Raw genomic sequence first — 18,422 nt, forward strand, 5'->3', positions numbered from 1 at the left:
AATCAGCGACAAAAAATGCAGTCTATCATAAATAATATCGAAAAAATTACTTGAATCAGCAAAAGACGATAGCTTACTCGAAGCTCTTTGGTACACAAATCATTTGATAAGATTGAGGTGAGATACTTAAAATTAGCTATTTCCGAAAGGAGCATCTCTCATTAGTAAACCGCAAAAAAAATAGTTATAATTGTAGCGATTTATTACAGTTATAGATGCATTTTTTATGGATAAAAATACAGTTGGCGGTTATTCGCGTCGTAGTTTTCTGAAAACAGGGGCAGCTGCAGCGGCAGGTTTTATGATCTTGCCACGTCATGTACTTGGAGGAAATGGTTTTTTGGCACCCAGCGACCGCATCAATTTGGGGTATATCGGTACCGGTAAGCAAGTGTACACCCTATTGCGAAATATCGGCAAAGTGCCCGAAACAATGGTGGTTGCCGCCTGTGATGTAGACCGAAAGAAGCTCGCCAAGTTTGTGGGCGAGGCTACCCAGCTCAACGCGACGAAGGCTAGCCATGCGGTCGAATCGTACGGCGATTACCGCGAACTGCTTGCCCGTGCGGATATCGATGCGGTGGTAGTGGCTACGCCCGACCATTGGCATGCGCTTAACGTCATCGATGCTGCGAAAAGCGGAAAAGATATTTACTGTGAGAAACCGCTGGCATTGACCATCGAAGAGGGGAGGGCCATGGTGGATGCGGTGAAGAAATACAAACGTGTGCTGCAAACCGGCAGTATGCAGCGTTCGCAATATAACTTCCGGCAGGCGGCCGAACTGGTTCGCAACGGCTATATCGGCGAGGTGCAAGAGATTAATGTATCGGTAGGTGAGCCGGTGAAACAATGCGACCTGCCCACTATGCCCACTCCCGATTACCTGGACTGGAACATGTGGATCGGGCCCTCGCTTTACAGGGGATACCACCCTATCCTGTCGCCACCCATCGAAGACAATAAATGGGCTTGGTGGCGCGGTTACCGCGGTTTTGGCGGCGGCTACATCACCGATTGGGGGGCACACATGTTTGATATTGTACAGTGGGCATTGGATATGGATAATTCCGGCCCGGTTTCGTTTGTGCCGCCCGCGCAGCCCGGAGCTGAAGAAGGGCTCTATTTTACGTACGCCAATGGTGTGCGGGTAAACCACAAGGCGTGGGGCAGACCCAACGCCATCCAGTTTATCGGTACCGAAGGAAAGATCGAGGTATCGCGGGGCTTCCTCGATACGGATCCGGTGGGATTGACCCAGCAGCAGCTGAAAGCATCCGACAAACGGCTTTATCATTCGGACAACCACTACCAAGATTGGGTAGATGCTATCAAGAAAAGGAGTAAACCCGTGGCTGATGTAGAAATAGGCCACCGGACGGCATCTGTCTGCAACGCAATCAATATCGCCTATGAGCTGCAGCAACCACTGAAGTGGAACCCGAGAAAGGAAGTGTTTGACAATCCGTATGCTAATATGATGAAAGGGCGGCCCTACCGCAACGGCTGGGACTATTTAGGGCGTTGATGAGGGAACTCTTCATTATCTGTATGCTGTTGGTTTCATATAGCCAAGCGCAGCAGCGCTTGGCGCTTTATGATGGGGCCGTGCCCAACTCCAAACCAGCGGCGAATCGTGAGCGGGACGAACCGAATGCGGAAGTGGATACGCTGACTTTTCGTGTTTCCACACCGAGTTTGACCGTTTTTCTGCCGCCACCCGATAAAGCCACCGGGACGGCCGTGATTATCTGCCCGGGTGGTGGATATCATGTATTGTTGACGAAACGCGAAGGCTCGGATATCGCCAGGGAGTTCAATAAACTTGGCATTGCGGCATTTGTACTTCGATACCGCCTGCCTGATGATGAAATAATGGTGGATAAATCTATCGGCCCTTTGCAGGACGCCCAGCAGGCTATTCGCGTAGTGCGAGAAAATGCGGATATGTGGGGTGTAAATCCGGCTAGTATCGGAATCATGGGGTTTTCCGCGGGTGGGCACCTAGCTGCCACTGCAGGCACTCATTTCGATAAAGATTATATTCCAAATCCTGGGGAAACAAGCTTACGGCCGGACTTTATGCTGTTAATAAATCCGGTGATCAGCATGGCCGACCCCATAGGGCATACCGGCTCTCGGAATCACCTGTTGGGTGCGGAGCCATCAATGGATCGGATCCAGCTTTTTTCAAATGAAATGCAGGTCAGCTCACTGACACCACCGGCTTTTCTGGTGCATTCGGATGCGGATGCCGTGGTGCCTGTGGAAAATAGTGTTTCTTTTTACGAGGCTCTCCATAAGAGCAAGGTTGCCGCGGGACTACATATTTATTCCAAAGGTGAACACGGTTTTCTGACTGCTCCGGCATTCGGCGAGTGGTTCGGCCGATGTGTTTATTGGCTGCGGGAGCAGGGGTATTAGATACGTTAAGCGTGTCAATCCAACTAAAGGAGTTGCTCCCGGAGAAGCGGTACGATGTTTGGAAATATTCCCGCCTCCGTGTATCTTTGCCTAAACCATTATGGACACCTCACGTAAATCAGCAGCATACTGGGCTTCGGAGTTTCAGAAAGGAAACCCTGCGGCGTTTACGCATGTATTCGATTTGCATTATCGTTCGCTATGTTACTTTGCGGGGACAATCCTCGATGATACCGGGGAAGTAGAAGACGCCGTGTCGGAGGTGTTCGTTAAGCTGTGGCAAAAGGCAGCCGATTTCGATGACTTAAACAGTATCAAAGGCTTTCTTTACATCAGTACGAAGAATCGCTGCCTAGACCGGCTGAAACAACAAAAGCGACAGCAAGCATCATTGGATGACTACTCCTATTCGTTGGATGAGGCGGATGATGGAGTAGATTATGACGTTCTGGAAGCGGAAGTGCTGGCGCTGGTGTATGACGAAATTGAGCGGCTACCCACCAAAGCACAATCGATTTTCAAACTGATCTTTTTTGATGGCCAGAAAACCGATGAGGTGGCCGCTCAGTTGGGTATTTCCGTTAAAACTGTGCGCAACCAGAAAGCCCGTGCCATCCAGTTGCTGCAAACGGCGTTGCTTAAGAAGGGACTTCCCGAGTTCCTGTGGGTGTTTTGCTGCCTATGGCCTCGTTAAAAAAATAAAATCAGATTTTTTTGGGCGTTTCCCTAATGTAGTCGTTTCTATATCGATATTAGGAACTAATTATGCCCGATCGCTACGAATACCTTGCTTATCTTATTGCAGGCTACCTTAGGGAGAATCTTACCACAGCGGAGCAGACTGCATTAGATGCCTGGCTGTCCGAACGTCCCGAAAACCAGCGGTTTCTCGACGAGATGGAAGATACACAGCATTTGCAGCATAAGCTGCAGGCGTTTTATGAGGTAGACCGCGAAAGGTTGTGGGTATTGACGCAATCGAAGTTGTCCGACTTGGGGTACGAGTCAGCCGCCCGCCCGATTCGCCGTATAGGTAGGTGGTTGCCCTATGCTGCGGCATTATTGGTCGGCGTGGTTGCGGTTGCATGGTTGCTTCTTGATGAACAGCGTGCCCAAACACCCCGAGTCGTTGACCAGCAGATTGCAGATATCGCTCCGGGTGGTAACCGTGCTACACTCACCTTGGCCGACGGCCGAACCATCACCTTGGATGAAGCCCGAGACGGCATCGTTATCGGCGGCGATGAGATTACATACAACGATGGCATCCCGCTGGCCGTAGTAGAAGAAAATGACGAAGTCACGCTCTTGGAACTGAGTACGCCAAAAGGGGGGACTTACAAGATCACGTTGCCGGATGGAACACAGGTGTGGCTTAATGCGGCATCGGTCATTAAATATCCCACACGTTTTTCGGGAACGGAACGTCTAGTAGAACTCGTTGGCGAAGCCTACTTTTCAGTGACGAAAGATGCAAAAAGACCATTTAAGGTGGTGAGTGCCGGACAGGCAGTTGAGGTGTTGGGTACCGAATTTAATGTTTCGGCCTATCCGGACGACCCGGAAGCGAAGACAACGTTGGTGGAAGGTAAAGTGCGACTTTCTTTGTCTGGCGAGCGAAGCAAAGTGGCTCCAGAAAAAGACAAATATATAGACTTACGGCCCGGAGAACAGGGTATCGTCTTTGGCGAAAATCTATCTAAAACCAATGTCGATACAGCCTTATATACCGCGTGGAAGTCGGGCTACTTTTATTTTAAGCAAACGCCATTCGACGGTATGATACGCCAGGTTGCCCGATGGTATGATATTGACGTTTCATATCTGGGTAAAATACCACAAGAGACGTTCACAGGTAAGATGCAGCGGGAGCTGACGCTGGCAACGATGTTGGATTTGCTTAATATCTCCGATGCGAAGTTCCGATTGGAAGGTCGTAGATTAGTTATCCCATGATTAACGGCTAAACGTACAATTAACCCCTAGTTATCAATAAAAAAAACAGAAGATATGAAAAAAACATGAACCTAGGAAGCAGGAAAGGGAAGCGCTACCAACACCTCCCTTTGTTGTTCAGAAAGCACTAGCATTAAACCAATTAATTAGAAACTAGCCATTGAGCTAACCAAACGTACAAACGTAATGATAAATTATGTATTTTACCCATCGGACACAAAGAAAAAGTCCGGGGTGCTTAACCAACTCTTCCGGATTATGAGAATGACGTCGCTGTTTTTAGCGATTGCTTGCATGCATGTAAGCGCTGCATCGTTGTCGCAGACCGTTACGCTAAAGGTTAAACAAGAACCGATTACCGAGGTCTTGGCAGCTATTGAAGCACAAACCGGTTATGTGATTGTGTATAATGACAAGTATGTGAAGCCTGATTTATTGGTGTCTTTGAATGTAAATAGCCAACCCTTAGAGGTGGTATTGGACAAAATTCTGACCCCCAGTCATTTAGTATACCAAATTAAGAATAAAACGATTGCGGTTAGGGGAGGTGCCAATGAGGTCGAAAACGAATTGGAACTCCCTATGATTTTGCAATCACGGACCATCAGCGGACGTGTGACGGACAGCCGAGGAAATCCACTTCCGGATGTTACGGTATCGGTAAGAGGTACTACTGTTGCTGTTATGACGGACAATCAGGGTACTTACCGAATTACCGTTCCTCCAAAAGGCACTTATTTGGTGTTTACATTCGTCGGTTTTGAATCCGTGGAAAAAGCGATCGAAAATCAGAGCAATATCGATGTTTTGATGGTTCCATCCATAAGCGATTTGGATGAGGTGGTCGTTGTTGGGTATGGAACGGAGCGAAAAGAGGATTTGACTGGAGCGATAAGCTCGCTTGACGCAAAGGACCTGAATGCTGGTGGTACCGTCAGCAACGTTGCACAGGCGTTGAGGGGGCGTGCTGCCGGTGTCCATGTCACGCAAAATTCAAGCGCACCCGGCGGAAGTATTTCCATCAGGATTAGGGGGAGCAATTCCATCAGTAGTGGCAACGACCCGCTATATGTGGTAGATGGGTTTCCCATGGAAAGCGGATTGGACATTAACCCCAATGACATTTCAAATATACAGATATTGAAAGATGCATCGGCCACGGCGATTTACGGGTCGAGAGGGGCCAATGGCGTCGTGATGATTACCACAAAGCGAGGTGAGGCCGGTTTGAGCAGGATAACGTATAATGCACAAGCGGGCGCACAGCAGATTAAGAGTCCATTTGATATGCTGCAAGGCAGGGAATACATGGAATTAGCCAATGATCTTTTTAGAGAAATAGACGGTCAGGAAGATCAGGAATATGCTGTTTTCGCACCTGCGGACCTGGAGTCTAAGGTAAATACGGATTGGATAAAAGAAACCATGCGGTTAGGTGCCGTACAAGACCATTCGCTGCAAGCGTCATCTGGCGGAGAGAACACCAAAGTGTACACAAGTGTGGGCTACTTTGACCAAGTTGGGGTATTGAAAAACACCAATTGGAAAAGGTTTTCCGGTTTGGTCAACGTTGAACAAAAAATAACCTCGGCGTTAAACTCAGGAGCCTCCATATCCGGTAGGCGCGAAATGTCGAATGTTCAGGAATACGAAGGGAACATCGCGGAATCCAGCGTATTATATATGATCTTGAATTATTCGCCCGTATCGCGGGTTTATAATGACGATGGATCGTTTGCTCGGCCAAGTGGCGGTAACGGTGATAACCCCCTATCCAACCTGCTTGCCCGAACAAATGATGTGCAGACCGACATCTTTAACGGAAGTGTGTTTTTAGAATTCAAACCAATTGATAAATTAACCATTCGTGCGGATGCAGGCAGCAAAACCAGGCGTTTTACCATGGGTACCTATTTGCCGCAATCGACTTTTCGGGGTAGCCTGGATGGTGGACGAGCAACGTTAGTCAATGCGTCTGCAAACCAGGAATTGTTAAGCACCTTTGTGACCTATGAAGATCGAATTGCTGAAAACCATTCGCTCAAGGTGATGGGAGGATATTCGTGGGAGCGGTTTTATGGGGAGTATCGAACAATGAATGCATCGGGTTTTTCTACCGATCTCTTTACCTACCATAACATTGGCGCCGCTGCACAGATTGCCGGTATCACGTCTAGTAAAAATGAGCATTACCTGATATCCTTTTTTGGACGCTTGAATTACTCCGCTTTCGATAAATACCTCTTTACATTTAATATGCGGCGAGATGGTTCTTCAAGGTTTGGAAAAGATAACCGTTGGGGCATCTTTCCTTCGGGGGCGGTGGCGTGGCAATTGGGCAGGGAGGCCTTTATCCAAGATCTTAATATCTTTTCGCACCTTAAACTTCGGTTCGGATTCGGCGTAACAGGGAATGAGCGTATCGGGGACTATGCTTCCTTTGGATTAGTCTCTACATCGAATTATACCTTTGACGGGTCGACCTTTACGCCCGGTACGATCCTGAATCCGGGTACGCCGGCAAACCCCAAACTAAAGTGGGAAACAACCACCCAGTATGATCTGGGCTTGGATGCTGGGCTTTTTGATTCTCGTTTACAGTTGACCGTGGACCTATACCATAAGCGGACATCCGACTTATTGGTCAATGTTCCGCTTCCCCATTATTCCGGTTTTGTTTCAGGGATTAAGAACAGTGGGGCTATTGAGAATAAGGGCATTGAATTGGGTATTGTATCGCATAATCTAACAAAACGATTTATCTGGGATACCGGATTGGTCTTTTCGCTCAATAGAAACAAGGTGCTGAATGTGGGTCAGGAGAACGCGATTTTCATCGAGTCGAATAAACCGATAGGAAGCGTTTCGAATACTGATTTTGCTATCGTCACGGATGGTGCGCCTTTGGGGTCGTTATACGGCTATGTATATGATGGGGTGATCCAGCAAGGCGAGCAGTATGCTCCCCAACCAAACTCCGTGCCCGGAGACCCAAAATTTAAGGACATCTCCGGCCCAGATGGTGTGCCAGACGGCCAAATCACCGCAGATGACAGGACGATTATAGGCAACGCGAATCCTAAATTCTCGTACGGCATCAGCAATTCCTTTACCTATAAGAATTTCGACTTAGGGGTTTTTGTCTATGGCTCTGTCGGAAACGAGTTGTTGAACATGACGCGAATGCGGTTAGAGTGGCAACGGACAAAAGACGCGTTGAACCGTTGGACACCCCAAAACACCAATACGGATATACCCAGAAACGGATTTTTCTACACCAAATATGCCGACTACCTGAACAGCCACTTTGTTGAAGATGCTTCGTTCTTAAGGGTGGAGAGCGTAACGTTAGGCTATACGTTTAGGCCAAACCGAATCTTTAACTCCCTACGGATGTTTGTGAAAGGCCAAAACCTGTTCTTACTCACCAACTACTCGGGATGGGATCCGGAAGTCAGTACGAAAGCATTCGAAAACGACCCGTTGAGCGCTGGGCAATACATCGGCGAACGGATAGGGGCGAGCACACTGAATTCGAATGCCGGCCTTGGGCTTGATTTTAATTCTTACCCCACACCTAAGGTCTTTATGTTTGGGTTGTCAGCAACTTTTTAAATTGATTGCTAATTAAAAATACGATAAGATGATCGCTAATATGAAATCAACTTGCTATATACTCCTGTTCATTTTTATGTCCTGGGGGTGTACGAAATTGGATTCGACGATATATTCTAATTTAACAACGGGGAATGCATATTCCACCGAAGCCGATGCGCAAGCCTCGGTGGTTGGGTTATATTCCATTTTGGACGGAGAGGGTGAGTTTTTTGGATACTACAATGGCATGTTTGCATTGGTGACGGAATATGGAACAGATGTTGGATACTCCACGAAGGCCGGAAACCCATCGCAAATGACGACGTTTTCCTATCAGCCCGGCAACGGGTTGCTGCTTACGAACTGGAACTCGCAATACCGGTTGGTAACTGGTGCCAATACGCTTCTTTCCAAAATCGCTGACTTGGAAGTCGCCGAAGAGGCGAAAAACCAAATGATTGGGCAGGCCCGGTTTTTACGGGCGTTGGCCTACCGCGACCTCACCGACGCCTGGGGCCCCGTTCCGTTTATAACCGAAGAAATTGACCCCGATCTGGTGGAAGATATGCCGTTAACTCCCGTTGACGAAATTGAATCGTTCATGATTGCGGATTGCGAATTTGCCATCGAGCACCTCCCCGAGCAATGGGGAACCAGCGAAGGCTTGACAAGGGCAACAAAAGGTGCTGCACTTACCCTTTTGGGAAAGATCTATATGCGAAAACATGATTATGCCAATGCGAAAATATATATCGATCAGGTATTGGAAATGGAAAGCAGGGGGATATATCGTTTAAATCCTGATTTTAAAAACGTTTGGTCTGGCAGCAACAAACTCGACGAGGGAATGGTTTTTGGCATCTTGCACGATGCAGCACGCCGCCCAACGTTTACCTCGCTTCATTTTGGCCCTGCAGACAACAAGGACATTCCCAGCAGGTGGTCCTATTATGGAATTTCACTTGATTTTTGGCGGAAATATCACGACGACGATCCCCGGAAGGCATTTTTCTGGTATGATTATGAAGGGTCGACCCCCAGGGGGGACGGCTCCGGATATGGATTGTTTTATAAAATGCCCGATCCGGGTGAAAATACACCACCCAACGATACCACCATCTTGCTAAAAGACGTAACAACAAAAAAGTACACCTATGAAATGAACTCCAAGTCGGAGTGGGACGATCGTACCATCATCATTTTCAGGCTGGCAGACGTGATCTTGTGCAAAGCCGAAATTGAAAACGCATTGAACGGTCCCGCTGCTGCCCTACCTTATTTAAACCGGGTACGCGAACGTGCAGGGGCCCCCTTATATGGTGTTGATGCACGTTTTCCAGCACCCGGTAATCAAAATGAGATGGCAGACCGTATATTGGATGAGCGCGGCTTTGAATTGGTGTTCGAATTTCAGCGGCGGCCAGACCTAATCAGGTTCGGAAAATTATTGGATGTTTGTAATGCCTATATTGAAAATTACCTGGGGCTGAATGTGAGACTGACCGAGAACAACATCTACTTTCCATATCCGTTCCAAGATACGCGTTACAATAGCTATATGCGGGCCGAGAATGAAAAGCGGATCGTTAGATAGGGTCTTTCGAATACGATAAAATCACGTTACCATAAACAGCATTATTTACAACACCCACGGCAATGCCAAGCGTTGTCGTGGGTAGAAAGGAGAGCTTATGTTAAATTTTTGGGTAAAAAGTCGGTATACGTTATGGATAGTGGCCCTCGTCTGGGGCAGCTTATCCTGCAGCAAAGATGGCGATGGTCCTGATGCAGGCCAGGGTCAGCAGGTTATACCCCGTTTTTTCTCTGCTGAATCGCCTTGGAATACGCCTATCCCGGAAGATGCGGTTTATTCTCCCGAAGGCGATGCTAGGACACAGAAGCTGGCCAATCCCTCACTCGTATTCCAGGTAAAAAAAAGCGATTGGACGCAATGGGTCTACCATGCGAAAGAATCGGATCCCACCGTGACATTTTTTATCTCTTCCACCCATCTTCCGGATAATACGGATAATTCAAGGGACGGATATGTAGAAATAAAGATGCCAGCGGAGGCAGTACCCGACCGGGGCTGTTCCACGTGCCCCGGTGGCTTCAGGAACGGTTGGGATGACGACTCGCCCGGGTTTGATGGCCACATTACTGTTATCGACCCAGCGGGCGAATATTCACATGAATTCTGGCATACCGGTTTTGATGAAAATACCAGGAACTACACGGCGGTTTCTTATGCACGTGTTCCGTTGGACGGCAAAGGGGTGAATATCCAGGGCCAGTTGACGGAAAAGCTGACGGGTGAATACCGCAACCCGGACTTTCTAACCTATGGGTGGGGCTCGTCCAGGTCATATGGAGGGTCCAACCTGGGCGGATTGATCATGAAAGGCGACATCACCGAAGGAAAAATTGATCATGCATTGGCCATACTGATGCCTTTTTCCTTTATCGGCTTCCCCGAATCGGGCTATCCGTTATATCCGGCTACGAAGGCAGAGTATGCGTGTGCCGAAACCGGGCCGATCGTGATGGGTACGAGGTTTGCCATCCCGCGGGATATCGATATCAACTCACTCGGTTTATCCGCTGCTAGTAAAGCACTTGCCAAAGCGCTGCAAGAATACGGCGCTTACTTGATTGATTCGGCCGGAGAAGGGAACGTTAATTTAAATGCGGATGGGGTAGGCGCACAAGGGGAGGCAGAGGCCCTCAATGCGCGTTCCGATGAGATGAAAAAGTTACTGTCTTTATTACGTGTCGTGCAGCCCGAGGACCCGGCAATCAATACGAACACGTTACCCAAACCTCCGGGTTGTTAATACGAGTTATTCCAAATGCGCTCACGGCTACTGATTTATACATATCTTGTTTTTCATTTTTTCTCTTGCCAAAATAATACGGCCGAATGGCCTGTTTATCTGGGCGATAAAGGAAGTTCGCACTATTCATCCTTACGTGGGATAGATACAAACAACGTCTCTGCATTGGAGGTTGCTTGGGTATACCATACCGGTGACTTGGATACGAACCGAAATTCGGAAATACAATGCAATCCTATAATGGTAAACGGCATGCTGTATGGAACCTCTCCCCAGTTGAAGTTGTTTGCGTTGGACGCAGCCACCGGTAAGGAAAAGTGGGTTTTTGACCCATTTGAGAATTCGGAAACGGAAGTCCAGATCAACGTAAATAGGGGGGTAACCTATTGGTCTGCGGGCGAGGGAGGGCGGATATTCTATAGCGCCGGGGCCTTTCTTTATTGCGTCAGCGCCGAAACGGGGAGATTGATGACATCTTTTGGTAATAATGGCCGCATAGACCTAAGGGATGGGCTTGGAAGGGACGCAAGCCGGTTGTATGTTACAGCCACCTCTCCGGGTATGGTGTATAGGGATTTACTGATAATGGGCAGTCGCGTCGCTGAGACCAATCTCGCGGCCCCCGGAGACATAAGGGCTTACAATGTCCATACCGGTAACATTGAATGGGTATTCCATACCATCCCCCGGCCCGGAGAACTAGGGAATGATACCTGGGAGGACGACGAGGCTTGGAAACACACGGGGGGAGCTAATAATTGGGCTGGCATGAGCTTGGATGAGGAGCGCGGAATGGTGTATATCCCTACCGGGTCTGCAACATTTGACTTCTATGGGGGCAACAGGAAAGGGGAGAACCTATTTTCCAATTGTGTTTTGGCCCTCGATGCGGCCACCGGGAAACTGGTTTGGTATTACCAAACGATACACCATGATCTATGGGATCGTGACCTGCCCGCACCGCCCAACTTGGTAACGATTAAACGGGAGGGAAAGGAAAGTGACGCGGTTGTGCAAGTAACCAAAACGGGATATGTATTTGTATTGGACCGGGACAGCGGGAAGCCGTTGTTTCCGGTACACGAAAGGCCCGTTCCGCATAGATCCTCATTGATTGGAGAGCAACCTTGGCCTACCCAACCAGTGCCGGAACTGCCTGAGCCGTTTGTAAAACAACGTTTTACAGCAGCAGACATCAATGATTTGGTCCCCGATTCTTCACAAAAGGCTGTCCGTGAAAGGTTAGCTCAATTCGAGACAGGACATATGTTTCTTCCACCCAGTGAACAAGGGATGGTCATGTATCCCGGTTTTGATGGCGGTGCGGAATGGGGCGGGGCAGCGTATGATCCCACAACAAACTTTTTATACATCAATGCAAACCAGGTTCCTTGGACGTTGCAAATGGTAAAAACGGGCGCTGAAAATAAGGCCGACGGCATCACCATGGCCGAGCATGGCAAGGCGGTATACACCAATAGCTGCATGTCGTGTCACGGCATTGATAAAAAAGGCAATGGAGATTTCCCATCGTTGATGCAGCTGGATCAGAAATACAAGAAACACGACGTATTACAAATTATAAATAACGGATCACGAAGAATGCCGTCATTTGAACAGCTATCACCGGTGGATAAAGAAGCCTTACTCGCGTTCTTGCTCGACCTTGAAGAAGGTGGACAGTCGTTCTCTGCTAGAAATAATAAAAAAGAACCCGGCTATGAAACGGAAGTCTCCGAAGCGATAATGCCTTATACAATGACCGGTTATCAAAAACTGCTTACTCCGGAGGGCTATCCGGCGAGCAAACCCCCTTGGGGCAATTTGACTGCAATAGATTTGAATTCAGGAAAGATCGTATGGCAGATACCGCTGGGTGAATATCGCGAATTGGTTGAGAAAGGGATCCCGATTACCGGGACGGAGAATTATGGCGGACCGATAGCAACTGCCGGCGGACTGTTGTTCATCGCTGCAACTCCCGATGGAAAATTCCGTGCTTTCAATAAAAATTCAGGTGAATTACTTTGGGAGACGATGCTTCCGGCGGCTGGATTCACTACGCCGTCAGCCTATATGGTCAAAGGCAAACAATATATAGTAATAGCCTGTGGCGGAGGAAAATTAGGTGCCCATTCGGGGGATACCTATATGGCTTTTGCGTTACCCGACTGATGGCGTTCCAGAAAAAATGGCGTGAAATAAGTGAATAGTTAATGTTAAAAGGATTTGAACCAAAAAATATAAGTTATGAATAATCGATATCGTTACGCGTTGTGCTTTCTGATGGTAGGCATATCATTGGGCATGGCGTGCAATCCGGGAGGCGAGCAGTACGTGCAAAACGAAGTGGGCAAATTAAAGATAGCTGACAATGGCAGGTATCTCATGATGGAAGATGGCAAACCATTTTTTTGGTTAGGTGATACCGGATGGAAACTATTTCTAAGGCTCGATCGGCAAGAAGCGGCCCAGTACCTGGAAGACCGGCATCAAAAAGGGTTTAATGTCATCCAGGTGATGGTTTCATTCTATAATGTATCCGCAACCAACGTCTATGGGGATTCCATTTTTGTGAATGGTGATGTTTCCCGACCGAGGGTCACGGAAGGGAATGAATACGGTGAGGGCGATCAATATGATTACTGGGACCATATGGACTACATCATTGATTTGGCAGCTGAGAAAGGTATTTATATGGCCATCGTCCCGGTATGGGGTACTTCGGTGAGGGCAGGGTGGGTTACGGTAGATCAAGCAAGGCGATATGCTGCATTCCTGGCAAATCGGTATAAAAACAAGGAAAATATCATATGGCTGAATGGCGGGGACCTAGCGGGCAGCGACTCAACGGCGGTATGGAATGCCATCGGGGAGACCCTCCGTTCCAACGACCCCAATCACCTGATTACGTTCCATCCCATTGGCCAAACCCAGTCGGCCACTTGGTTTCATAACGCATCCTGGTTGGATTTTAATATGTTTCAGTCGGGCCACCTCAGCTATGACCAGCATGCCGGTGGTTACGGCGAAGATAACTGGAGATATGTGAGCGATGTTTACGACAAAGAGCCTGTGAAACCGGTATTGGATGGAGAGGCAGCTTATGAAGGCATACCGCATGGATTAAATGATACCGCTCAACCCCGATGGGAAGCGAAAGACATGAGACGCAACGCTTACTGGTCGGTTTTTGCTGGTGCTTGTGGGTTCACTTACGGCAACAATGCCGTTTGGCAAATGTATAAACCGACAGACGAAAGCGTTGAATATGCACCGACGCAGTACTGGGATGAAGCCATGAACGCCGATGGCGCTAAGCAAATGGCCCATATCAAGAAATTAATGCTTTCCCGTCCTTATTTCGAGCGGATTCCCGATTCTTCCATGGTAGCCGATCAGGGGGTAATGTATGACTATATCGCTGCAACCCGGGGAAATGACTATGCGTTTCTCTATACGTTCAACGGGCGGGATATCGCGGTAAATATGGGCGTGATACCTGGGGAAGAGGTCAAGGCATCCTGGTATAACCCTCGAGATGGCGTTACCACCAATATCGGGGTGTTCCCAAATAGTGGAACCGTCCACTTCGATCCACCGGGAGAAAAACAAGTTGGAAATGACTGGGTTTTAATCCTAGACAAAATATAAACCTTGGTTGAATATAAAATGAGACACATGTTGACAACAAACAATTGCATCCGCCTTTTGATTGGCGTCTTAGTGCTTTTTATTTGTTTTCCCGGCTACGCCGCCGACTGGGAAAAGCCCAGGATGGTTGTATTGACGGATATAGAGAATGAACCGGATGACGCGCAGTCACTCGTACGTTTGCTCGTGTACAGCAACCAATTTGATATCGAGGGATTGATTGCCACCACTTCTACCCATTTGAGGGGTGAAACCGCACCTTGGCGAATCAAGGAAATTATACAAGCCTACGGGCAAGTGCGGGATAACTTGTTGGAACACGAAGACGGATTCCCCACGGAGGCGCACCTCCTGTCTGCCGTTAAAACCGGACTTCCTGTATATGGAATGGAGGGGGTAGGAGAGGGAAAGGATTCGGAAGGGAGTGAATGGTTGATAAGTGTAGTGGACAAGGATGATGACCGGCCGGTTTGGGTGCCGGTGTGGGGAGGTACCAATGTATTGGCCCAAGCGCTATGGAAAGTGCGGAAGACGAGAACCGTTCAAGAGGTCGGAGAATTTGTAGCCAAATTACGCATCTATACCATATCCGATCAGGATGATTCAGGTATATGGATTCGGAATGAGTTTCCGGAATTATTCTATATCGTCAGCCCCGGAGAAGACTACGTGCATTCGACCTGGAACGGGATAGCGGGAGAATCGTTTCGAAAGTATGCTTCGGGAGCCGACCCGGCCCTCGGGGGAAACCCCTGGTTGAGAAAAAACGTTATCCTCGACCATGGACCGCTGGGTGCGAAGTACCCTGAAGTGGAATACATCATGGAGGGGGATACGCCCAGTTTTTTAGGTTTGATAAACAATGGATTGAATGTTCCGGAACGCCCGGATTATGGGGGGTGGGGCGGCCGCTACGAGCTTTATAAACCTCGGTTTTTACCCTATCGGAACTTCGATTACCAAAAGCCGGAAACAAGGCCGATCTGGACCGATGCCAATGATGAAGTGGTAGGAAATGACGGGCGGATTTATATCAACAACCAAGCGACCATTTGGCGGTGGCGAGAGGCGTTCCAGCACGATTTCGCGGCGCGAATGGACTGGTGTGTGAATACATTTGAAAATGCCAACCACCCACCGGTGGTAAAGGTGGATGAAACCAAAAATATCGTGATTCGCCCTGGGGAAGAGCTCCAATTCGATGCCAGTGAAAGTTCGGATCCGGATGGTGATTCGTTGACCTATCATTGGTTTATCTATAAAGAAGCCGGAACTTATTGGGCTTGGGATTGGTACAAACCGATTACGATTTCAGATCCAAGGGAGGCTAAAACCACGATAAGCATAGGAGGAAGAATTGAGTTGGAAAAGCCCCACGTGACCCATTTAATATTAGCTGTTACAGATAGCGGAACACCTACCCTTACGCGCTATCAGCGTATTATAATCAATATTTTACCTGATTAGTATATCGGAGGAGCTGCATTCAAATCCTCAATCCCAGAACCGGATTTGAAAATGGTAATTTGATTAGCTTTTCTGGATTAGAATGATAACTTTGCCAGTAGTAACGATAGGGCAATCGATTTATCCATAAACTTAGAGAAGTAAACTAATTACGATATGGAAGACAAAAATATTTCCCGCCGCCGTTTTTTGGCTTCGGCCTCAGTGATGGTGGGTGCCGCGGTGGCCGCTCCTGCTTTTGGGATGCCAGCATATATCCCTAACCTCCGTAAACCCAATTCGGTTTTCAACGGGGTCCAAGTGGGGGTGATTACCTATTCTTTCCGCAGTCTGCCCAGCAGTGCCGAGGAAGTGCTGCGCTACTGTGTCGAGGCCGGGGTCAGTGCTGTTGAACTGATGGGTCCGGCAGCAGAGGCATTTGCCGGTGCACCGGAGCCGCCGGCGAGGACCGGCAATAAAGAGGACGATGCCGCCGCGCGTGATGCCTATCTCAAAACATTGGCTGCCTGGCGGGCCCGGGTACCGATGAAGCGGTTTGAGCAGTTGCGCAAGCTTTATAAGAGGGCCGGGGTGAGCATATACGGATATAAGCCGAGTGCGTTGGGTGTGGGCAATACGGATGCTGAGGTGGATTATGCGTTTCGCGCCGCGAAGGCGCTGGGTGCGAACCAAGCGAACGTGGAGTTCCCGAAAGACCCGACACAAACCAAGCGGCTGGGCGATATCGCGAAACGCAATAAGGTCTATGTGGGCTACCATGGCCATTTGCAGCAAACCTTTGACATGTGGGACGGTGCTTTTGCACAATCGCCCTATAACGCGGCCAACTTTGATATGGGACATTACGTAGCGGCGGGTTTTGACGCTATCCAATTTATCGAGGCCAAGCACCAGCATATTGTGAGCATGCACGTGAAGGACCGGAAGTCAAAGGCCAACGGTGGGGCCAACCTACCTTGGGGGGAGGGCGACACGCCAATAGCGGAAGCACTACAGCTTATGGCCGCCCGAAATTATAAGTTCCCGGCAACTATCGAATTGGAATACCCCGTGCCGGATGGTTCGGATGCCGTGAAAGAAGTGGCCCGGTGTGTGGAGTATGCGCGGAAAGCGCTGGAAAGAAAGGCATAAAGGCTAGGTTCCCTTGACTTCCGATTTCATTTATTTACTACTGTGTCTGCTAGCCGGTATCGGTATCATCGTAGTGCTTACTACCAAATACCGGATTACAGCCTTTTTTGCCCTAACTATAGCAGCATTTGTGGTGGGCGTCGGCTTGGGTATGCCCTTGCTGGAGGTGATGCAAATCGTCAAAGATGGTTTTGGGAATATACTTAAATCGTTGGCTCTCATCATTATTTTAGGTACGGTATTGGGGGCCGTATTAGAGTATACCGGAAGTACGCGCGTTATGGCGTCCTACATACTCCAGAAAGTGGGAGAGAAACGTTCCCCCTTAGCCATGAGTATCACCGGGTTTATTGTCGGGCTTCCTATCTTTTGCGATTCGGGGTACATTGTACTTAGCGGGTTGAACAATTCCATCGCTAAGCGGACAGGCATTTCCCTTGCCGTAATGGCCACTTCGTTGGCTACGGGATTGTATGCTGTGCATTGTATGATCCCGCCGCATCCCGGAGCGGCAGCGGCGGCTGGTATCATCCAAGTAGATATCGGACGGTTAGTGCTTTTTGGTACCTTAGTTGCCATCCCGGCCATGTTAGCCGGCCATTTTTGGGCAAGATATGCTTCGCGCAAAATAGAGACTCCTAAAAATGATCATGCAGGTGATGAAATGCATGCAGACGATGAAGTCCTACCATCGGTATGGAGCGCGTTCCTGCCTATCGTAGTCCCCATCACGTTGATTGCCGTCAAATCATTTTTCACGGTAGACCCTCTGGTTACTGCCAATTGGTTTCAGAAAGCACTCATTGTCGGTGATCCCGTCATTGCACTAGCTATCGGTGTAATGCTAGCGTTTGCGTGCAGGCGCAGGTGGAAGAAAGAAGCAGTAAGCACCCTATTGCACGATGGCGTGGAGAAAGCAGGTGGCATCCTGCTCATCATTGGTGCGGGCGGTGCATTTGGGGCGGTGCTGGCAGCTGCAAAAATCGGGGAACATTTCAGTGAAGCCTTACCACTCGCCAGTCTGGGCATCCTGTTTCCGTTTTTGATTACAGCAGTCATAAAAACTGCTCAAGGTTCTTCTACAGTGGCCATTATTACGGCTGCATCCATCGTGCTCCCTTTGTTGCCCACCTTGGGTTTGGATAATGAAAGTGGCCGTTTATTGAGTGTAATGGCCATGGGCGCCGGTTCTATGATGATCTCTCATGCCAATGATGCCTATTTCTGGGTAATCGCAAAGTTCTCTGGACTGCGTATGAAAACGATGCTCAGTGTCTATTCGGTAGCCTCCTGTATCATGGGCTTGGTTTCGTTGAGTATGGTATACCTGCTGTCGCTGTTTCTGTAGTGCTGTGGCAA

12 protein-coding genes are annotated in these 18,422 nt (G+C 48.7%); all 12 read left to right on the plus strand.

Going from position 1 to position 18,422, the window contains the following annotated elements:
• Positions 1-226 precede the first annotated feature (226 nt).
• The 12 genes from NGM62_RS10520 (at position 227) to NGM62_RS10575 (ending at position 18,411) form a co-directional block, all read left to right on the plus strand.
• Positions 227-1,528 carry a Gfo/Idh/MocA family oxidoreductase gene (locus tag NGM62_RS10520; protein WP_262247794.1) on the plus strand — a complete coding sequence of 434 codons (1,302 nt, stop codon included), beginning with the start codon at positions 227-229 and terminating at the stop codon, positions 1,526-1,528.
• Positions 1,528-2,424: an alpha/beta hydrolase gene (locus NGM62_RS10525; RefSeq protein ID WP_262247795.1), complete on the plus strand. Its 897-nt coding sequence runs from the start codon at positions 1,528-1,530 to the stop codon at positions 2,422-2,424. The genes NGM62_RS10520 and NGM62_RS10525 overlap by 1 nt, the downstream gene beginning before the upstream one ends.
• Positions 2,425-2,524: 100 nt before the next feature.
• A complete protein-coding gene (locus NGM62_RS10530) occupies positions 2,525-3,118 on the plus strand; it encodes an RNA polymerase sigma factor (protein ID WP_262247797.1) in 594 nt (197 codons plus the stop codon).
• Between the two features lie 71 nt (positions 3,119-3,189).
• Entirely contained in the window at positions 3,190-4,380 is a 1,191-nt protein-coding gene (locus NGM62_RS10535; RefSeq protein ID WP_262247798.1) for a FecR family protein, read from the plus strand.
• Positions 4,381-4,638: 258 nt separating this feature from the next.
• Positions 4,639-7,995, plus strand: coding sequence for a TonB-dependent receptor (locus tag NGM62_RS10540; RefSeq protein ID WP_262247799.1), 3,357 nt, complete (start codon positions 4,639-4,641; stop codon positions 7,993-7,995).
• Positions 7,996-8,092: 97 nt separating this feature from the next.
• Positions 8,093-9,571 (plus strand): RagB/SusD family nutrient uptake outer membrane protein, encoded by a 1,479-nt coding sequence (locus NGM62_RS10545; protein ID WP_262247801.1) that lies wholly within the window; start codon positions 8,093-8,095, stop codon positions 9,569-9,571.
• Positions 9,572-9,668: 97 nt separating this feature from the next.
• Positions 9,669-10,811 carry a hypothetical protein gene (locus NGM62_RS10550; protein WP_262247802.1) on the plus strand — a complete coding sequence of 381 codons (1,143 nt, stop codon included), beginning with the start codon at positions 9,669-9,671 and terminating at the stop codon, positions 10,809-10,811.
• A gap of 15 nt (positions 10,812-10,826) precedes the next feature.
• Positions 10,827-12,986, plus strand: a complete 2,160-nt coding sequence (locus NGM62_RS10555; protein WP_262247804.1) for an outer membrane protein assembly factor BamB family protein — start codon at positions 10,827-10,829, stop codon at positions 12,984-12,986.
• 75 nt (positions 12,987-13,061) lie between these two features.
• Positions 13,062-14,465 (plus strand): glycoside hydrolase family 140 protein, encoded by a 1,404-nt coding sequence (locus tag NGM62_RS10560; RefSeq protein ID WP_262247806.1) that lies wholly within the window; start codon positions 13,062-13,064, stop codon positions 14,463-14,465.
• Between the two features lie 123 nt (positions 14,466-14,588).
• On the plus strand, positions 14,589-15,932 hold the full coding sequence (locus NGM62_RS10565; RefSeq protein WP_262247808.1) for a nucleoside hydrolase-like domain-containing protein: 1,344 nt from the start codon (positions 14,589-14,591) through the stop codon (positions 15,930-15,932).
• 156 nt (positions 15,933-16,088) lie between these two features.
• Complete coding sequence (locus NGM62_RS10570; protein ID WP_262247811.1) at positions 16,089-17,063, plus strand: sugar phosphate isomerase/epimerase family protein; 975 nt, start codon at positions 16,089-16,091, stop codon at positions 17,061-17,063.
• Between the two features lie 13 nt (positions 17,064-17,076).
• Positions 17,077-18,411: a GntP family permease gene (locus NGM62_RS10575; RefSeq protein ID WP_262247813.1), complete on the plus strand. Its 1,335-nt coding sequence runs from the start codon at positions 17,077-17,079 to the stop codon at positions 18,409-18,411.
• The last annotated feature ends 11 nt before the right edge of the window (positions 18,412-18,422 follow it).

It is taken from the genome of Parapedobacter soli, from assembly GCF_025460835.1.
Lineage (GTDB): Bacteria > Bacteroidota > Bacteroidia > Sphingobacteriales > Sphingobacteriaceae > Parapedobacter > Parapedobacter soli.